We start from the raw sequence: 16,865 nt of genomic DNA on the forward strand, positions 1-16,865 counted from the left end.
CTTGGGCTAAGGGGCAGTAAGGCTCAAATCCAGCAGGCGGGTGAAATCGGACGCGTTCAGGCTGTCGAAATTATCGCTCAGCTGTTCCAGCTCTTTTGCGCGATTGCTGCCGATGACCGGGTCGGCAAAGAGATGGAATTTCTCTGAAATCTCCGCATCTGACAGTGGCAGGTCATTGTCACCCTTGGGGGTGCGCGGCTGGTCCTGAAGGCTGCGCCCATCGGTGGTGTGGATCGTCACCTGCGCCCAACGTTTGCCATGAGAGATTTTGGTGAAATGGTCGTCGTCGATCAAGTTCACCAGATTGCTAATTCTTTTGATTTCGGGGTCTTGCAGGGTGCTTGCCGCCAATTCAGGCACCCCGATCTGGCCGCGCACGATCATCGTGGCGACAGGAAATGCAATGCCATAAGCAAACTCGTCCGGGGTGGCCGGATTGTGCCCGGCAAGGCGCGTGGCGTTGTGGAATGTGGCGATATCGATGCCCGCGATGTCCTGTGGTGTCAGGCCGTATTCTGCCATCAAATGCGCCACGGCATCGATGCTCGGATGGGCCCAGCGGCAGCAAGGATAGGCCTTGTAGGACGTGTCTTCGACCGTGCGCCATTTGCTGCCCAGATCCTCCCAGAACTCGGGCGCTTGCTCGCACGTCAGGGCAGGGGCGCCGGTGAACCCTTCACGCGCCAGATAGGCCGCCACAACGCCGGAGGGCGCACCCCAGCCGACGCCGTCACGCACCATGGTGGGATAATCGATGCAGCGCATCATCTGGCTGCGCGGGCCGTGGTATTCGGCGATACCTGCCGCCTGTCGCAAGGCTTCCGCATCGCATCCCAGCATCCGCGCGGCAGCCACAGCCACGCCAACGGCGGTCCAGGAACCGGAGGTGTGATAATCAGGACAGGTCGCGTGCTGGGCAAGGCCGGCACGGCAGCTGATCTCGTAGCAGACCGCAAGATACACCGCAAAATCCCGCCCGGTCAGGGGGTTATCCACCACTTCTGCCATCGCCAAAAGCGCCGGAAACGCGGCGGATCCGACGTGGCCTTTGCAAGGTGAGGTGGTGTCATGGGCGTCGATCGCATCCACGGTAAACCCGCCCGCCATCGCCGCGCCCGCAGGGGAGAGCAGACTGCCGTCCATCAATGCCCGTGCGCCGCCCGCCGTGCCGGGGCCGAAGGTTGCCCGCGCCCCGCGCACCGCATATTTTGCCATATCCGTGGTAGACGCCACGGCCGCCACGCCCAAAGTGTCGGTGAAGGATCGCCGCAACACCGCCAGCAGGTCTGCAGGCAGGTCGGCATAGGTCAAACTGGCGGAAAATTCGTGAAAAGGGACAGGCATATCAGGCTCCAGCGCTGTGGTATCCTGTCAGCCTATCCCTCCAAATGTGGCAGAAATGCCTGTTTGCGACCTCAGGAGTCGCGCCCGCGTGAAGCAAACCGTGGCAACATCGCGGAGAAATCCTTGCCTTTGCCATCTTCGTTCTCAACGAATTGCGCATAAAGCTGCCGTGCCAACGCGCCCATCGGCGTGTCGGCATCGACCATTTCGGCGGCTTGCTGGCTCAGGCCCAGATCCTTGAGCATCAGTTCAGCTGCAAATCCAGGTTTATAGTCGTTATCCGACGGTGAGGTCGGCCCGACGCCCGGCGCGGGGCAATAGGCGTTCATCGACCAGCTGTAGCCCGACGAAGTGCTGACCACGTCAAACATCTTCTGCCGGTCGAGGCCCAGTTTGTCGGCCAGGGCAAAGGCCTCGCAGGTGGCGATCATGGTTGCGCCCAGGATCATGTTGTTGCAGATTTTCGCGGCTTGCCCCGCGCCTGCATCGCCGCAATGCACGGCCTTTTGGCCCATGATGTCAAACAGCGGTTTCGCGGTATCAAAGGCCTTGTCAGACCCGCCCGCCATAAAGGTCAAGGTGCCGCCCGCGGCCCCGCCGATGCCGCCCGATACCGGAGCGTCAACAGCCATAACGCCAGCATTTTCAGCAGCTTGCGCGGCGTACCTCGCGCTTTCCACGTCAACGGTCGAGCAATCAATAAACACCGCGCCACTGCGCATATGCGGGATCAATTCATCTGCCACCTGGCGCAGGATGGCACCGTTCGGCAACATGGTGATGACCACATCCGCGCCCTGCGCCACCTCTGCGATGCTGGCGGCGGGGGTGACACCCTCGGCGGTGGTTCCGGCCACGTCAAAGCCGCGGATCCGATGACCCGCTTTGGCCAGATTTGCGGCCATGGGCGCGCCCATGTTGCCAAGTCCGATAAATCCGATGTTCAGGGCTGTCATAGGGCCTCCTAGAGTTTTAACGCATCCGCCCCCAACGGGCGCAGCATTTGGGACACCGCGGCAAGCGGCACATTCATATCGGCATATTGCCAGGATGGGTTGCGGTCCTTGTCGATGATCGCGGCGCGGACACCTTCGAGGAAATCACCATGCTCCATCGCGCGGAAGGTAAAGCGGTATTCCAGATCAAGGGCTTTTTCCAAGGTTAGGGAAGGGCCACGCAACCGGTGCATCATCTCGACAGTGCAGGCCATCGAAAGCGGCGAGGAACGTCCCATTTTTTTGAGCGTGTCCTGCGCAAATTCGCTTTCGTCGCGGCGCAGGTCGGTAAGGATATCGCCAAGGGTCTCACCGCCCAGAAGCGCATCAATTTGTGGCTGTGCGGCCCGAAGCGGGCCCGGTTCGGGGGCTTCGGATACCGTATCGATCACAGAAGGATCGCCGGTTTCCTCCAAAGCTTCTATCAAAGTTATCCACTTGAACTGTGAAACGTAAGTATCTGCAAAGCCGCACAGAATGGCATCATCCGCGTTCATTCGGCTGGCAGTTATCCCCAGGTATTCCCCAAGACGGCCCGGGGCCAGAGCAAGCATCAATGAGCCGCCCACGTCAGGCACAAGCCCAATGTTGCATTCGGGCATTGCGATCTGGCTGGTTTCACCGACAATCCGGTGCGATCCATGGCAGCCAATGCCAACGCCGCCGCCCATGGTAAAACCTTGCAGGAAGGACACCACTGGTTTGGGGTAGTTGAAAATCTTGTTGTTCAGACGGTACTCATCCGTCCAGAACTGACGACCATAGGCATAATCGCCCTTGGATCCGGTGGCATAAAGCTCGGCGATGTCACCGCCCGAGCAGAAGGCGCGGTCGCCTTCCGCATCGAACACAACCAGCAACACGTTTTCATCTGCGGCCCATGCGTCCATGGCTTTTTCGATCGCCAGACACATCTCATAAGTCATCGCATTGAGCGCCTGCGGGCGTTGCAGGGTGATGCGTCCCGCCCGCCCAACTATCCGTAAGCTTATGTCTTTCATCGGTTTTTCAGCATCTCGCGGGCGACAATGACACGCATAATCTCGTTTGTGCCTTCCAGAATTTGATGCACACGCAGATCACGCACCAGCTTTTCAATGCCATAATCGGCCAGATAACCGTATCCGCCGTGCAGCTGCAGACATTGATCCACAACCTTGCTGCCGGTCTCAGTAACAAACTTTTTGGCCATCGCGCAGAACTTGGTTGCGTCGGGCGCGCCGTTGTCCAGCTTCCATGCAGCCTGCCGCAAGAAGGTGCGGGCGGCCTGCAATTCGATTTCCATATCCGCGAGACGGAATTGAAGCCCCTGAAACTGGTCGATGGGTTTGCCAAAGGCCTGACGCTCGCCCATGTAGTTCAGTGTTGCGGTCAATGCGGTCTGGGCCGCGCCCAAGGAACAGGCCGCGATGTTCAGACGGCCGCCATCCAGCCCCATCATCGCATATTTGAAACCTTTTCCTTCTTCACCTACCAGATTTCCCGCAGAAATGTTGCAATTGTCAAACTGCACTTGCGCAGTTGGCTGGCTGCGCCAACCCATTTTGTCTTCCAAACCACCAAAGGAAAGTCCCTCGGTGCCGTCCTCGACGTATACGGTGGACACGCCCGCCGCGCCATCATCGGAGGTGCGCACCATGCAAACATAAGCGTCGGAATAACCTCCACCGGAGATGAACGCCTTGGTGCCATTGAGGGTGTACCCTTCATTTGTGCGCTCGGCGCGGGTCTTGAGGGCAGCAGCGTCAGATCCAGATCCCGGTTCGGTCAAACAATAGGACAGCACGGTATTCATGGAGAGCACATCTTCCATGATCCGACCTTTGAGTTCGTCACTTGCGAAAGTGTCCAGCATTTTGGCGCACATGTTGTGGATCGACAGGAAAGCCGCAACGGAGGGGCAAGCCATCGACAGTGCCTCGAACACCAACGTCGCATCCAGACGGGTCAGACCAGAACCGCCAGCCTCTTCAGATACATAAAGCCCGCCAAAGCCAAGCTCGGCGATGCGCGGCCACAGATCCTTGGGGATGGTTTCGTCCTTTTCCCATTGTTGGGCGTAGGGGGCGATGTGTTCCTGCCCAAAGGCATAGGCCATGTCGAAAATGGCGGTTTGTTCTTCGCTGAGTGCAAAATCCATCACGTATCTCCCGAGGTGCGCGTTATTGAACGGATGTTAAATTCCAATCTTTGCGAGAGTATTGCAAGGCCTCATCGTAAGATCGGGATCACGGGCAGTTTCGGGCGCCGCGTGGCCCAAGGGGCAGGGTGCGCCGCAACCGGCGCACCCCAGATGGTTATTCCATCACAGGGATAGAGAATTCGCCGCCTTCTTTGATGCCCGAGGGCCAGCGCGCGGTCACGGTTTTGGTGCGTGTGTAGAATTTGAACGCATCCGGCCCGTGCTGGTTCAGATCGCCAAAGACGGATTTTTTCCAACCGCCAAAGGTGTGATAGGCCAGCGGCACAGGGATCGGCACGTTGATGCCGACCATGCCGATGTTGATCCGGTTGGCAAAATCCCGCGCTGCATCGCCATCGCGGGTATAGATCGCGGTGCCGTTGCCGTATTCGTGATCCATCGCCAGGCCAATTGCCTCTTCGTAGGATTTCGCACGCACACAGGTCAGCACAGGTCCAAAGATCTCCTGCTTGTAGATATCCATGTCTTTGGTCGCTTTATCAAACAGATGCGGCCCGACAAAGAAGCCGTCCTCATAGCCTTGCAGTTTGAAATCACGGCCATCGACAACCAGTTCCGCGCCTTGGTCGATACCGGTTTGTACCAGACGTTCGATATTGGCTTTCGCGGCGGCGGTCACGACGGGGCCGTAATCCACATCATTGCCAGCGGTGTAAGGGCCAACCTTCAGCTTTTCGATGCGCGGAACCAGCTTTTCGATCAGGCGGTCGGCTGTTTCGTCGCCCACAGGCACCGCAACCGAGATCGCCATGCAGCGTTCGCCTGCCGCGCCGTAACCGGCACCGACCAGCGCATCGGCGGCTTGATCCATGTCGGCGTCCGGCATGATGATCATGTGGTTCTTGGCGCCGCCGAAACACTGGACCCGTTTGCCCTGTGCGCAGCCTGTGCCATAGATATATTCGGCAATCGGGGTAGAGCCGACAAAGCCAACCGATTGAATAACATCATGATAAAGGATCGCGTCGACGGCTTCTTTGTCGCCGTTCACAACCTGCAGGATACCCTTTGGCAGCCCCGCTTCTTCGACCAGTTCCGCCAGCATCAGCGGCACAGAGGGGTCACGCTCGGACGGTTTGAGGATAAAGGCGTTGCCGCAGGCGATGGCCGGGGCAAACATCCACATCGGGATCATCGCAGGGAAGTTGAAGGGCGTGATGCCCGCCGTCACACCCAAAGGCTGGCGCATGGAATACATGTCGATGCCGGGGCCGGCGCTGTCGGTGAATTCACCTTTCAGCATCTCGGGCGCACCGATGCAGTATTCTACAACCTCAAGGCCGCGCTGTACGTCGCCTGCGGCATCGGGGAGGGTTTTGCCGTGCTCACGGGACAGGGCCTCGGCCAGTTTGTCCATGTCGCGGTTCAGCAAGCCCACCAGCTTCATCAGCACCCGTGCGCGGCGCTGTGGGTTGGTCGCAGCCCAGCCGGGCTGTGCGGCGGCGGCATATTCAACCGCTTTGTCCATCTCTTCCTTGCTGGCCAGCGGGCATTTTGCCTGCACTTCGCCGGTCGCTGGGTTCATCACATCGGCAAAACGGCCCGACGTGCCTTTGACATGTTCACCGTTCAGATAGTGGGTAAGCTCTTGCATAATGTCCTCCATTGGCATTTGCCGCAGGATAGGCTTGCAAAAAGACATGTAAAAGAGGCAAGATTTCAAAATGGTTTTGCAATTTTGCAAAACGTAAGATGGGAAATATCGCTGCAATGCAAAACTGGGATGACCTGCGGCTGTTTCTGGCCGTCGCACGGGAACAAAGTCTGTCTGGTGCGGGCAAACAACTGCGGCTTGATCCGGCAACGTTGGGGCGGCGCGTGGCGCGGCTGGAAAAGGATCTTCAGGCGGTTCTGTTTGTGAAATCTCCGCAGGGCTATGCGCTGACCGAAGCGGGCAGTCAGTTGATGGAGCGGGCCGAAACGGCAGAGCAGGCGATGCGTGTCGCCACGGCAGGTGTTTCCGCGCCCAGCGACCGGTTGAGCGGCCAGATTCGCATCGGTGCGCCCGATGGCTGTGCCAATTTCCTGTTGCCGCAGGTCTGTGCGGGGATCGTGGCCGAAAACCCCGGTCTGGATATTCAAATTGTGGCCCTGCCGCGCGTGTTCAACCTGTCGCGGCGGGAGGCGGACATGGCCATCGGGGTCAGCGCCCCGACGGCAGGGCGGCTGGTTGTCCAGAAAATCACCGACTACCACCTGCATCTGGCGGCCTCTGCCCAGTATTTGCAGGACCACCCCAAGATCACTGAACAGGCCGATCTGCGATCGCACCGGCTGGTTGGTTATATCCCCGACATGATCTTTGACCGTGAGTTGGATTACCTGGGCGATCTGGGTGAGGCGCGCGTGCCTTTGGCCTCCAATTCCGTATCCGTACAGGTGCATATGATCCAGCAGGGCGGCGGTGTTGGAGTGGTGCATGATTTCTCGCTGCCCTTTGCGCCGGGGGTTCAAAAAATTCTGGAACATGACGTCAGCCTGACACGGTCCTTCTACCTGATCCGACACGCCGACGATCAACGTAACCTGAGATTGAGCCGCTTTGCCGATCAATTGATCACCGCCCTGCGCTCTGAGGTCGCAGCGCTTGAGGCAAAAGCTTGACTCAATTGCCCAATCTGGTGACGCTGGTGTTAGGGATGAATTAATTGGAGGTCCTGCCATGCTGGTGTCACAAATTCTCAAGACCAAACCTGACGATGCGGTGGTGACGTCCCCCCCAAGTTTATTGATCTCCGAAGCGGCCAAAATCCTGTCGGAAAAACGGATCGGGACCTTGGTGATTTCCAAAGACGGCAAAGCCCCCGATGGCATCCTGTCAGAGCGGGATATCGTGCGTGAGCTCGGCAAATCCGGCAGTGGTTGTCTGACCCTGACGGTGGACAAATTGATGACGTCGAAACTGGTCACATGTTCGCGGGACGACCGCGCCGATGAGGTGCTGCAAAAGATGACCGAAGGGCGGTTCCGGCACATGCCGGTGCTCGAGAATGGCAATCTGGTTGGCCTGATCTCGCTTGGGGATGTGGTCAAGGCACGCCTGATGGAACTGTCGATGGAAAAAGACGCCCTGCAAGGGATGATCATGGGGCATTAAGCCGCTTGCGCCTTTGGGCAAGCCATGTTTGCTTGCCCGCCAAAGATTCTAACTGAGGATTGCCTCATGCGCGTTGGCCTGTATCCCGGCACTTTCGATCCCATCACATTGGGCCATATTGACATTATTCGCCGCGCGACAACGTTGGTGGACAAGCTGGTGATCGGCGTTGCGATCAACCGTGACAAGGGGCCGCTCTTCAGTCTGGAAAAGCGGGTCGAGATGATCGAGGCCGAATGTGCCGAACTCAGCCGCCAAACCGGGGTCGAAATCGTTGCCCATCCGTTTGAAAACCTTTTGATTGATTGCGCCCGCGATGTGGGCGCCCAGATGATCGTACGTGGCTTGCGGGCTGTGGCGGATTTTGAATATGAATATCAGATGGTTGGCATGAACCGCCAGCTTGATAATTCAATTGAGACCGTGTTCCTGATGGCCGAAGCGCAGCATCAGGCGATTGCCAGTAAACTGGTCAAGGAGATCGCCCGCCTTGGCGGCGACGTCAGCAAATTTGTCACCCCGAGCGTGAACAACGATCTTCTTGAGAAGTTTCCGCGCAAGGTCTAACCGCCCCGAAGTTGGGGCGGTGCGGCGCAGTTTGGGGGCAGGCCTTACAGATAACCGGCCATCACGCCGGCTGTGTCCAGCATCCGGTTTGAGAATGCCCATTCGTTGTCATACCACGCCAAGACCCGCAGCAGATTGCCCTGCTGCACCGAGGTTTGATCGCTGGCAAAGATCGTGCTGCGCGGATCGTGGTTGAAATCGATCGACACCAGTTTGCGGTCGGTCACGCCCATCACACCCGCCAGGGGACCGTCCGCGGCGGCCTGCATCGCGGCATTTACCTCCTCGGCGGTTACGTGCCTTTTCAGCTCCACCACCAGATCCACGCAGGACACATTGGGCGTCGGCACGCGGATGGCGGTGCCTGTGATCAACCCGTCCAGATGTGGCAGCACCACGCCCAATGTCTCGGCCGCACCCGTGGTTGTCGGGATCATCGAAAGCGCCGCGGCACGGGCACGATAAAGATCTTTGTGGTCCCGATCATGCACCGGCTGGGTGCCGGTGTAGCTGTGCACGGTGGTCATATGGCCGCGTTGGATGCCAAAGGCTTCATGCAGGGCATGGGCCAGTGGCGCCAGACAATTGGTGGTGCAGGAGGCATTGCTGATCACCGCCTCCGAGCCATCAATAAGACCGTGGTTTACCCCGTAAACAATTGTTTTTATGTCGCCTTTGCCGGGGGCAGAGATCAGCACCCGCTTTGATCCGTTCTTGAGGTGCAGGCCGGCCTTTTCCGGGCTACGGAAATGACCGGTGCATTCCAGCACGATATCCACATCCCCCCAGGGCAGCTGATCCGGTGCCCGTTCCGCCGTGACCCGGATCGGGCCACGCCCCACATCCAGCGTATCTTTGCCAAGGGTCACAGGGCGGCCATAGCGGCCATGCACGGAATCAAATTCAAACAGATGCGCGTTGGTCTCCAGGGGGGCCAGATCATTGATCGCCACCACTTCAAACATATCATCGCCGCGTTCCATAATCGCCCGCAGCACATTGCGTCCGATGCGCCCAAAGCCATTGATGGCCAGTTTCACAGTCATGGCATCACCTTTTGATCAAATTATCTGTGCTGAAAATGCGCTCTTGCGGCGCAGTGTCAACGCCCTGAGAGGGAATAAAAAGTACCGATACAATGTTCTGCGATGCAGCAATCGCAGCAGGGCATCACCGCCAGAAGGCGACCCATTCGATCAGTTCGAGAAACTTTTGGGCAAGGAAAATAATATGTTCGGTGCCAAACAGGATCATATCAATCACCAAAGCGGCGATCAGGAATGACCCCAGAATAATGGCAAGGCGGTTTGTCACGTCTTATTCGTCCAGATGATGCGCCCCCGATATGACAGGGGCACATCTCGGATGCAAGGATCAGCCCAACTGGCCCATGGCGACAGCCACGTCGGCCATGCGCACCGAAAACGCCCATTCGTTGTCATACCAGCCCAGCACGCGCACGGTGCGGTCGGCCACAACGATGGTCTGGTCCGGGGCAAAGATGCAGCTTTCCTCGGTATGGTTGAAGTCAATGCTGACCTTCTGTTCCGGGTCATAGCCCAGCACACCTTTCATATGGCCCTCTGCGGCGGCCTTGGCGGCGGCGTTGACCTCTTCGACGGTCACATCGCGCGAGGCGGTGAAGGTCAGGTCAACCGCACTTACGTTTGGTGTCGGAACACGCATCGCTGTGCCGTCCAGCTTGCCTTTGAGGGCGGGCAGAACTTCACCCAATGCCTTGGCCGCACCGGTGGAGGTCGGGATCAGGGCCATCGCAGCGGCGCGGGCGCGGTAAAGGTCAGAGTGGCGACGGTCCAGCGTCGGCTGGTCGCCGGTGTAGCTGTGGATCGTTGTCATCAGCCCGCTTTCGATGCCGATTGCCTCATGCATCACCTTGGCCAGGGGCGCGAGGCAATTGGTGGTGCAAGACCCGTTTGAGATCATCCGGTCCGATTTTTGCAACGTGTCGTGATTGACCCCGTAAACCACTGTGCGGTCAACGTTTTTGCCCGGCGCAGACAGCAGAACCCGCTTGGCGCCCTGTTCCAGATGCACGCCGGCCTTGTTGCCGTCGTTGAACTTGCCGGTGCATTCCAGAACCACGTCACAGCCGGACCAGTCGAGTTCTTCGAGGTTATAGGTCGACATCACTTCGATGTCATTGCGGCCCAGATTGATATAGCCGTCATCAACTGTGATCTCGCCCGGAAAGCGGCCATGCACGGAATCATACTTGATCAGATGCGCCGCCGTGGACAGCGGCCCGGTGGCGTTGATTTTGACCACTTCGATATCTTCACGCGCAGAGGCGGAGATATGGCTCAGCGTGCAACGGCCAATCCGGCCAAATCCGTTAATACCAACTTTGATGGTCATGGCGGCAATCCTTTATGGGGGCTTTGGGCGCTCTATATCTGGGGCGTGCCCAAAGGTTAAAGGGGCAATCCGGCCTGATAAGGGACTGTTAGCGATAAACTTTTGTGTTAGCGATAACCCAGAGGTTTTGCCGGGGGCGGTTTCCGCGCTAGCTTGGGCAGGTAACAAGAAGGATGGGGTTATGAGTGGTTTGATTGCATTGCTGGACGATGTGGCGGCGATTGCCAAAGTGGCGGCGTCATCGGTGGATGATGTGATCGGACAGGCGGCCAAAGCCGGGTCCAAGGCCGCAGGCGCGGTGATTGATGACGCGGCTGTGACGCCCAAATATGTGCAGGGATTCGAGGCAAGCCGCGAATTGCCGGTGATCTGGCGGATCACCAAGGGATCGTTGCGCAACAAGCTGTTGTTCCTTCTGCCCGTTGGCCTTGCCCTGTCAAATTTTGCCCCCTGGGCCATTCCGCCGCTGTTGATGCTGGGTGGAGCCTACCTGTGTTTTGAGGGGGCGGAAAAGGTCGCGCATGCGCTGGGTCTCAGTCACGGCCATGAGGATTTTCCCGGCCATGATGTGATCCCCGATGATCCGGCACATCTGGAAGAACAGAAAGCCGCCGGGGCGATCAAGACCGATTTCATTCTTTCCGCCGAGATCATGACCATTGCACTGGCCGCCATTCCGCCCAGCAATTTCTGGATGGAGGCCGCGACGCTGGCGGCGGTGGCGGTGATGATCACGGTTGCGGTCTATGGATCGGTTGCGGTGATCGTAAAAATGGACGATCTGGGCCTGCTGATGGCCAACAAGGGGCGGCTCGGATTGACCCGGTCTATCGGGCGCGGTTTGGTCAAAGGCATGCCGGGGTTTCTCAAGGCGCTTACGATAATCGGCACCGCGGCAATGCTCTGGGTGGGTGGATCCATCATCATTCACGGTCTGGAAGAATTGGGCTTTGGCACCCTCGGCCACTGGGTGCATGACCTGGCCTATGCCATCGGGCACAGCATGCCTGACCGGTTTGTCGGCATTGTTGAATGGGCATCAAAGGCCGTGATGGACGGGGTGTTCGGTTTGGCGCTGGGGCTGATCCTGATCCCCATCGGGGAAAAGGTGATTACACCGCTTTGGCGTGGGATTTTTCACCGCGGGGCGGCGTAACCGCCCGGCGCTGATTGCGCAGGTAGGCCAGGCAGATCACAGTTACCATTACCAGTTGACCGAACAATACGGCCAACCCAAACGCGCCCGCCGCAGAGCCGCCGTTGGCCAAATGGTAGATACCGGACGCAAGGCCAGACATCACTGCAATCAAGAGATACGCAATCGCCACTGTTGTCCTTTCCCATCCGTTTTGCAGCCAGAATAAACCGATCCGGAATAACAACTCGTTAACGTTACAGCCACAACCCTAAGTTAAGTGGCGCACATTGCAACAGATTTGTGAACCGGCAATAGATTGCGCCGTTTCCTGCCGTCGCACGCGCGGGGTTTGGCAAGAAAGAGCCCCGCCTGACAAGGATCAGACGGGGCTTTGATTTTTCGTTTGCTTTGGGTGCTTTAGAGCAGCGCCTTGGCCTTTTCGGCAACATTCGCAGCCGTAATGCCGAATTTCTCAAACAGCTCTTCCGCCGGGGCGGAGGCACCGAAACGATCCATTCCAACAAAATCGGCCTTGCCGAATTTGCCGCGCTCGCCCAGCAGCCATTGATCCCAGCCCTGACGCACACCGGCCTCGACACCGACACGCACCGCGCCGCCGGGCAAAATCCGCTTGCGATAGGCTTCGTCCTGCTCTGCAAACAGTTCCATACACGGCATGGACACAACCCGCACGCCGATACCTTCGGCTTGCAGAATGTCACGCGCTGCCATGGCCACCGACACTTCGGAGCCGGTCGCGATCAGGATCACCTGACGTTTGCCTTCAGCATCGGCCAGAACATAGGCACCCTTGGAGGACAGATTGTTGTTCTTGTGCTCGGTCCGTACGGTCGGCAGCCCCTGACGGGTCAAGGACAGAACCGATGGGGTTTCTTTTGAGGTCAGCGCGATTTCCCAAGCCTCTGCCGTTTCCACGGTGTCTGCGGGGCGGAACACATAGGTGTTGGGTGTGGCGCGGCTGATCGCGAGATGTTCGACCGGCTGGTGGGTTGGCCCATCTTCGCCCAGACCAATGCTGTCATGGGTCATCACAAACACTGTTGGCACCTTCATCAGCGCCGCAAGACGCATGGAAGGACGCGCATAATCGGTGAAACACATGAATGTGCCGCCATAGGGGCGCACGCCGCCGTGCAGCGCCATCCCGTTCATCGCAGCCGCCATGCCATGCTCACGGATACCCCAATAGACATAGCGCCCGCCGCGGTTGTCCACGTCAAACACACCCAGATCGGCGGTTTTGGTGTTATTGGAGCCTGTCAAATCAGCAGAGCCGCCCACGGTTTCCGGCAGGATCGGGTTCAGCACTTCCAGCACCTTCTCCGAAGAGGCGCGGGTGGCCAGTTTGGGTGCGGATTCTGACATCTGCTTTTTGAATGCTTTGACGGTCGCGCTCAGTTTCTTGGGGGCGTCGAAGGCCAATGCACGGGTGAAGTTCTCACGTTTGGCGCGGGGCAGGGCCTCAAAACGGGCCTCCCACGCAGCACGCTCGGACGCGCCGCGCTTGCCGATCTCTTCCCATGCGGATTTCACATCTGCAGGCACCTCGAACGGGCCGGTGGTCCAGCCATAGGCCTCTTTCGCGGCGGCCATCTGCGCGGGGTCGGTCAGGGCGCCGTGACCTTTGGAGGTGTCCTGCGCCGCGTGGCCAAGGGCAATGTGGGTCTTGCATGCGATCATGCTGGGCAGATCGGATTTGCGGGCCTCAGTCAGCGCCGCGTCAATCTCATCGGGGTTGTGACCGTCGATTTCAATGGTGTGCCAGCCTGCGGCCTTGAAACGCGCAACTTGATCAGTGCTGTCGGACAGGGACACCGGGCCATCAATGGTGATGTTGTTGTTGTCCCACATCACGATCAGCTTGCTCAGCTTGTGACGGCCCGCAAGGGTGATCGCCTCCTGGCTCACACCTTCCATCAGGCAACCGTCACCGGCGATGACATAGGTGAAGTGATCCACGACCTTCTTGCCATAGCGGGCGCGCTGGATTTCCTCCGCCATGGCAAAGCCGACGGAATTGGCAATACCCTGACCCAATGGGCCGGTGGTGGTTTCAATCGCATCCGCGAGGAAGTTTTCCGGGTGGCCTGCGGTGCGGGCGCCCATCTGTCGGAAGTTCTTGATCTCTTCGATCGGGAACTGCACGTCGCCCACAAGATGCAGCAGCGAATAGATCAACATGGAGCCGTGACCCGCAGACAAGATGAACCGGTCGCGGTCAGGCCATGTGGGGTTGGCCGCGTCAAACTTCAGATGCTTTTCAAACAACACGGTGGCCACATCGGCCATGCCCATTGGCATGCCGGAATGGCCGGAGTTTGCTTCGGCCACGGCATCCAGCGTCAGGGCGCGAATGGCGGTGGCTTTTGACCAATGGTCGGGGTTGGCGGTGCGCAGGGCGTTGAGATCCAAAACGGGGCTTCCTTATCAGGCAATGGATGTGTTGCGCCCGTGCATACCAGCGATATGGCAAAGTTCAAGCCAAAGCCAAGCGCATTGGCGCGTTCGGGGCGCAAGGTGGTTGAACTTCGCCGTTCAAGCTGCTGATCTGAAAGGGGGGCGCAATTGCCCGGCAGTTTGGGTAGGATTGAGAAAATATGTCACACCGGGCGATTCGCGCGTGGATCGGCGGCCAATTGCGGGCCTGCCCCGGTGGGCGGCAGATGAGGGGATGAAAAACGGCTATGAGCAATATTGAGGAACTACAGCGCCGGATTGCCACAGCGATGGATCGCGTAGCGCAGGGCGTCGAACAGATAGGCAATGCCGCACCGGCCCCCGATCCCGCGATCGCACAGGCGCTTGAAGAGGAACGCACGGCCAATGCCCAGCTGAGTGAACGCATTCGCACGCTCAAGACCAAATCCGAAACCGAGGCCGCCGCGCTGCACAGTCAGGTCGAGGAAAGCCGTTCGCGGATCGCATTGCTGGACATAGAACTACAGCGGGTGCGCCGCGCCAATCAGGAATTGACCAATGCCTGCGCGGCCTTGCGTGCGGCCAATTCTGAAGGGGTGGGCGATGCCCATCTGATCAACAAAGCGATGCTGGCAGAGCTTGAGGCGCTGCGTGCGGCGCGTGCGGCGGATGTGGCGGAATCCTCTGCCATCTTGGCGGCACTGACCCCGCTGGTGAATGGCGCGGCTGGCACAAACAACGAGGAGAACGCCGATGCCTGAAGTGCGGATTACAATCGGTGGACGTCAATTCGAGGTGGCCTGTCAGGAGGGCGAGGAAAGCTATCTGCATTCTGCCGCCAAAATGCTGGACGACGAAGCGCAGGTGCTGAGCGATCAGGTGGGCCGGATGCCGGAGGCGCGGATGTTGTTGATGGCGGGCCTGATGCTGGCCGACAAGACCGCATCGGTTGAGGACCGCATCGCCGAGGTGCGCGCCGAACTGGCAGAACGCGAGGCCGAACTGGCCGGGTTGCGCAACGCCACGGTTGAACCTGAACGCATCGAGGTGCCCGTGGTGCCGCAACAGGTCACTGAAACGCTGGCCGATCTGGCCGCTCAGGCCGAGGCACTGGCCGCATCGGTCGAAGAAAAAGCTGCCGCTTCAAAAGGTTAAAGCGGCGGTGTCGCCGCCCTTGGCAGATCGACGATCAAGGGCGGACGCGCCGATTTCTGAGGAAAGCTGACCGCCAGCTTGCGGGCGATGTCCTGGCTCAGCAAGACGGTGACGGCGTTTTCGATAGTCTGGAACTTTTGCATCAGATCGCGCAGGTCCGACACCTCCCACGCGACATAGCTGCAGCCAGGTTCCGCGATTACGGTGGCGGTGGCCGGACCGCCCAACAGGAACGAGATTTCGCCCAGCAGATTGTCCGGCCCCAGCTCGGTTTTGCGGTCATCGCGGATCAGGCCAAACCCGTAGGATGTTGTGAGATATAAATGGGTTGGCTGCTCACCCTGTTGCAGCAGCGTAGTGCTTTGCTCCACCGCCACAAACTGCGCCTTGCGCATCAATTTCCGAAATTGGCCGGGGTTGAAGTTGGGAAAACTGCGGTAGAGCGTCAGCATCTCCTCGCTCATCCCCAAGGTGGACCGTTCTTTGAAAATCCGAAAGATCACCGGCACATTGGACAGCGCGATCAGACCACTTGCCACGATGGCTTCCCACAGGGGACGGTCGCCGACGTTGTAGTAATACAGGATATAAAGAAGGCTGCCGGACAGCAAAAATGTCCTGAGGATCAGCTCGTTACGGGTCAAGAGCCCCAGAACATAGCATAAAGTGGCAAGATGGACGAAGCTCGCCGGGGAGGCGAGATAGGCAAATATATCCAAGGCAAAAACCAATCTTAAAATCTGGCCGGAGCCTACATTCGCCGCGGCAAAACGCAAGAGATCGATAAGATCGGAAAGGAAAGGGCGGGGTGGCCCGTCGCAGACAGCCCCGCCAAAGGATCAGCCGTTCGCTTCGCGAATTTTGTCGGCGGCCTCTTTGTCGTAAGTCACGCCTTTGTCGTCAAACAGCGTGTCCAGCTCGCCCGACAGGGTCATCTCGGTGATGATGTCGCAGCCACCCACAAATTCACCTTTGACGTAAAGCTGCGGTATGGTTGGCCAATCAGAGAAATCCTTGATCCCCTGACGCACGCCTTCATCGGCCAGCACATTCACGTCCGAATAATTGACGCCCATGTAGTTCAGCACGCCGGCCACCCGCGAGGAAAATCCGCACTGCGGCATTTCCTTGGTGCCTTTCATAAAGAGCACAACATCGTTGGCAGTGATGGTTTCTTTGATCTGTGTTGCAGCATCGCTCATCAGATTAATCCTTTGTTTTGTCTTTTTGAAACGCGGCATGGAACCGCGCGGCATAGGTTTCATCGTCGGCAAGCGGATCGATGTCGGTATCGGCACTTGTCGTAAAAAATCCAAAGCCCTTGCGGGTCCAGTTGGTTTGCCCCCGCTCAAGGCTTTCGTTGCGGCGCGTGGCGCTGGACACGATACCCATATCCAGCGCCTCCATCCCCAGTGGGGTCTTTTCATTGGCGCGGCGGGCCGGTTGGCGGCTGGACAGGGGGCGGTAAATGCCCTTTTGCGCACGGTATTGACCATAGCTGATCACGGCCACGACGGCCACGATTGCACCTATGATCCACCACCACATCAG

Annotated in this window: 18 protein-coding genes; 6 read left to right on the forward strand and 12 right to left on the reverse strand. The window is 58.6% G+C overall.

The features are described 5' to 3' along the window. Positions 1–6: 6 nt before the first annotated feature. The 5 genes from JNX03_RS03060 to JNX03_RS03080 form a co-directional block, all read right to left on the reverse strand. Positions 7–1,344, reverse strand: a complete 1,338-nt coding sequence (locus JNX03_RS03060) for an MmgE/PrpD family protein (protein WP_203210989.1) — start codon at positions 1,342–1,344, stop codon at positions 7–9. Positions 1,345–1,415: 71 nt separating this feature from the next. Continuing rightward, the gene (mmsB, locus tag JNX03_RS03065) at positions 1,416–2,291 is read right to left on the reverse strand and encodes a 3-hydroxyisobutyrate dehydrogenase (RefSeq protein WP_203212111.1); all 876 of its coding nucleotides are present in this window, start codon (positions 2,289–2,291) and stop codon (positions 1,416–1,418) included. Positions 2,292–2,308: 17 nt separating this feature from the next. Further along, positions 2,309–3,340 (reverse strand): enoyl-CoA hydratase/isomerase family protein, encoded by a 1,032-nt coding sequence (locus JNX03_RS03070; protein WP_203210990.1) that lies wholly within the window; start codon positions 3,338–3,340, stop codon positions 2,309–2,311. After that, complete coding sequence (locus JNX03_RS03075; protein ID WP_203210991.1) at positions 3,337–4,479, reverse strand: acyl-CoA dehydrogenase family protein; 1,143 nt, start codon at positions 4,477–4,479, stop codon at positions 3,337–3,339. Before JNX03_RS03075 ends, JNX03_RS03070 begins: the two co-directional genes overlap by 4 nt. A 157-nt stretch (positions 4,480–4,636) precedes the next feature. Then, entirely contained in the window at positions 4,637–6,136 is a 1,500-nt protein-coding gene (locus JNX03_RS03080; RefSeq protein ID WP_203210992.1) for a CoA-acylating methylmalonate-semialdehyde dehydrogenase, read from the reverse strand. A 98-nt stretch (positions 6,137–6,234) separates the two neighbouring features. Here JNX03_RS03080 and JNX03_RS03085 point away from each other — a divergent pair, with 98 nt between their 5' ends. From JNX03_RS03085 to coaD, 3 genes are all read left to right on the forward strand, one after another. Next, on the forward strand, positions 6,235–7,146 hold the full coding sequence (locus JNX03_RS03085) for a LysR family transcriptional regulator (protein WP_419584922.1): 912 nt from the start codon (positions 6,235–6,237) through the stop codon (positions 7,144–7,146). Positions 7,147–7,204: 58 nt separating this feature from the next. Next, positions 7,205–7,639, forward strand: a complete 435-nt coding sequence (locus JNX03_RS03090; protein ID WP_203210993.1) for a CBS domain-containing protein — start codon at positions 7,205–7,207, stop codon at positions 7,637–7,639. A gap of 66 nt (positions 7,640–7,705) precedes the next feature. Further along, complete coding sequence (coaD, locus tag JNX03_RS03095; protein ID WP_203210994.1) at positions 7,706–8,206, forward strand: pantetheine-phosphate adenylyltransferase; 501 nt, start codon at positions 7,706–7,708, stop codon at positions 8,204–8,206. 44 nt (positions 8,207–8,250) lie between these two features. On the opposite strand, the gene gap (JNX03_RS03100) is transcribed toward coaD, so the two are convergent. The 3 genes from gap (JNX03_RS03100) to gap (JNX03_RS03110) form a co-directional block, all read right to left on the reverse strand. Beyond that, positions 8,251–9,252: a type I glyceraldehyde-3-phosphate dehydrogenase gene (gap, locus tag JNX03_RS03100; RefSeq protein ID WP_203210995.1), complete on the reverse strand. Its 1,002-nt coding sequence runs from the start codon at positions 9,250–9,252 to the stop codon at positions 8,251–8,253. A gap of 124 nt (positions 9,253–9,376) precedes the next feature. After that, positions 9,377–9,520: a hypothetical protein gene (locus JNX03_RS03105; protein ID WP_203210996.1), complete on the reverse strand. Its 144-nt coding sequence runs from the start codon at positions 9,518–9,520 to the stop codon at positions 9,377–9,379. Positions 9,521–9,580: 60 nt separating this feature from the next. Continuing rightward, a complete protein-coding gene (gap, locus tag JNX03_RS03110) occupies positions 9,581–10,582 on the reverse strand; it encodes a type I glyceraldehyde-3-phosphate dehydrogenase (protein ID WP_203210997.1) in 1,002 nt (333 codons plus the stop codon). Positions 10,583–10,763: 181 nt separating this feature from the next. Here gap (JNX03_RS03110) and JNX03_RS03115 point away from each other — a divergent pair, with 181 nt between their 5' ends. Beyond that, on the forward strand, positions 10,764–11,738 hold the full coding sequence (locus JNX03_RS03115; RefSeq protein ID WP_203210998.1) for a DUF808 domain-containing protein: 975 nt from the start codon (positions 10,764–10,766) through the stop codon (positions 11,736–11,738). Positions 11,739–12,137: 399 nt separating this feature from the next. On the opposite strand, the gene tkt is transcribed toward JNX03_RS03115, so the two are convergent. Then, complete coding sequence (gene tkt / locus JNX03_RS03120) at positions 12,138–14,153, reverse strand: transketolase (protein ID WP_203210999.1); 2,016 nt, start codon at positions 14,151–14,153, stop codon at positions 12,138–12,140. A gap of 272 nt (positions 14,154–14,425) precedes the next feature. Between tkt and JNX03_RS03125 the strand changes: the two genes are divergently transcribed. Together JNX03_RS03125 and JNX03_RS03130 are read left to right on the forward strand one after the other, a co-directional pair. Further along, positions 14,426–14,920, forward strand: a complete 495-nt coding sequence (locus JNX03_RS03125) for a hypothetical protein (RefSeq protein WP_203211000.1) — start codon at positions 14,426–14,428, stop codon at positions 14,918–14,920. Beyond that, a complete protein-coding gene (locus JNX03_RS03130; RefSeq protein ID WP_025048291.1) occupies positions 14,913–15,314 on the forward strand; it encodes a cell division protein ZapA in 402 nt (133 codons plus the stop codon). The genes JNX03_RS03125 and JNX03_RS03130 overlap by 8 nt, the downstream gene beginning before the upstream one ends. On the opposite strand, the gene JNX03_RS03135 is transcribed toward JNX03_RS03130, so the two are convergent. The 3 genes from JNX03_RS03135 to JNX03_RS03145 form a co-directional block, all read right to left on the reverse strand. Further along, positions 15,311–16,033 (reverse strand): Crp/Fnr family transcriptional regulator, encoded by a 723-nt coding sequence (locus tag JNX03_RS03135; RefSeq protein ID WP_203240780.1) that lies wholly within the window; start codon positions 16,031–16,033, stop codon positions 15,311–15,313. The genes JNX03_RS03130 and JNX03_RS03135 overlap by 4 nt on opposite strands. Positions 16,034–16,153: 120 nt before the next feature. Beyond that, on the reverse strand, positions 16,154–16,516 hold the full coding sequence (gene grxD, locus JNX03_RS03140; protein ID WP_203211002.1) for a Grx4 family monothiol glutaredoxin: 363 nt from the start codon (positions 16,514–16,516) through the stop codon (positions 16,154–16,156). Positions 16,517–16,520: 4 nt separating this feature from the next. Beyond that, complete coding sequence (locus tag JNX03_RS03145) at positions 16,521–16,862, reverse strand: hypothetical protein (RefSeq protein WP_231024130.1); 342 nt, start codon at positions 16,860–16,862, stop codon at positions 16,521–16,523. Positions 16,863–16,865 lie beyond the last annotated feature (3 nt).

It is taken from the genome of Sulfitobacter mediterraneus, assembly GCF_016801775.1.
GTDB classification, from domain to species: Bacteria; Pseudomonadota; Alphaproteobacteria; order Rhodobacterales; family Rhodobacteraceae; genus Sulfitobacter; species Sulfitobacter mediterraneus_A.

Coding starts and splice junctions, on each gene's coding strand:
- JNX03_RS03125 (WP_203211000.1), top strand. CDS start 14,426: ATGAGCAATATTGAGGAACTACAGCGCCGGATTGCCACAGCGATGGAT.
- JNX03_RS03070 (WP_203210990.1), bottom strand. CDS start 3,340: ATGAAAGACATAAGCTTACGGATAGTTGGGCGGGCGGGACGCATCACC.
- coaD (WP_203210994.1), top strand. CDS start 7,706: ATGCGCGTTGGCCTGTATCCCGGCACTTTCGATCCCATCACATTGGGC.
- JNX03_RS03075 (WP_203210991.1), bottom strand. CDS start 4,479: ATGGATTTTGCACTCAGCGAAGAACAAACCGCCATTTTCGACATGGCC.
- gap (WP_203210995.1), bottom strand. CDS start 9,252: ATGACTGTGAAACTGGCCATCAATGGCTTTGGGCGCATCGGACGCAAT.
- JNX03_RS03080 (WP_203210992.1), bottom strand. CDS start 6,136: ATGCAAGAGCTTACCCACTATCTGAACGGTGAACATGTCAAAGGCACG.
- JNX03_RS03145 (WP_231024130.1), bottom strand. CDS start 16,862: ATGTGGTGGTGGATCATAGGTGCAATCGTGGCCGTCGTGGCCGTGATC.
- gap (WP_203210997.1), bottom strand. CDS start 10,582: ATGACCATCAAAGTTGGTATTAACGGATTTGGCCGGATTGGCCGTTGC.
- JNX03_RS03060 (WP_203210989.1), bottom strand. CDS start 1,344: ATGCCTGTCCCTTTTCACGAATTTTCCGCCAGTTTGACCTATGCCGAC.
- grxD (WP_203211002.1), bottom strand. CDS start 16,516: ATGAGCGATGCTGCAACACAGATCAAAGAAACCATCACTGCCAACGAT.
- JNX03_RS03115 (WP_203210998.1), top strand. CDS start 10,764: ATGAGTGGTTTGATTGCATTGCTGGACGATGTGGCGGCGATTGCCAAA.
- JNX03_RS03085 (WP_419584922.1), top strand. CDS start 6,235: ATGGGAAATATCGCTGCAATGCAAAACTGGGATGACCTGCGGCTGTTT.
- JNX03_RS03130 (WP_025048291.1), top strand. CDS start 14,913: ATGCCTGAAGTGCGGATTACAATCGGTGGACGTCAATTCGAGGTGGCC.
- JNX03_RS03090 (WP_203210993.1), top strand. CDS start 7,205: ATGCTGGTGTCACAAATTCTCAAGACCAAACCTGACGATGCGGTGGTG.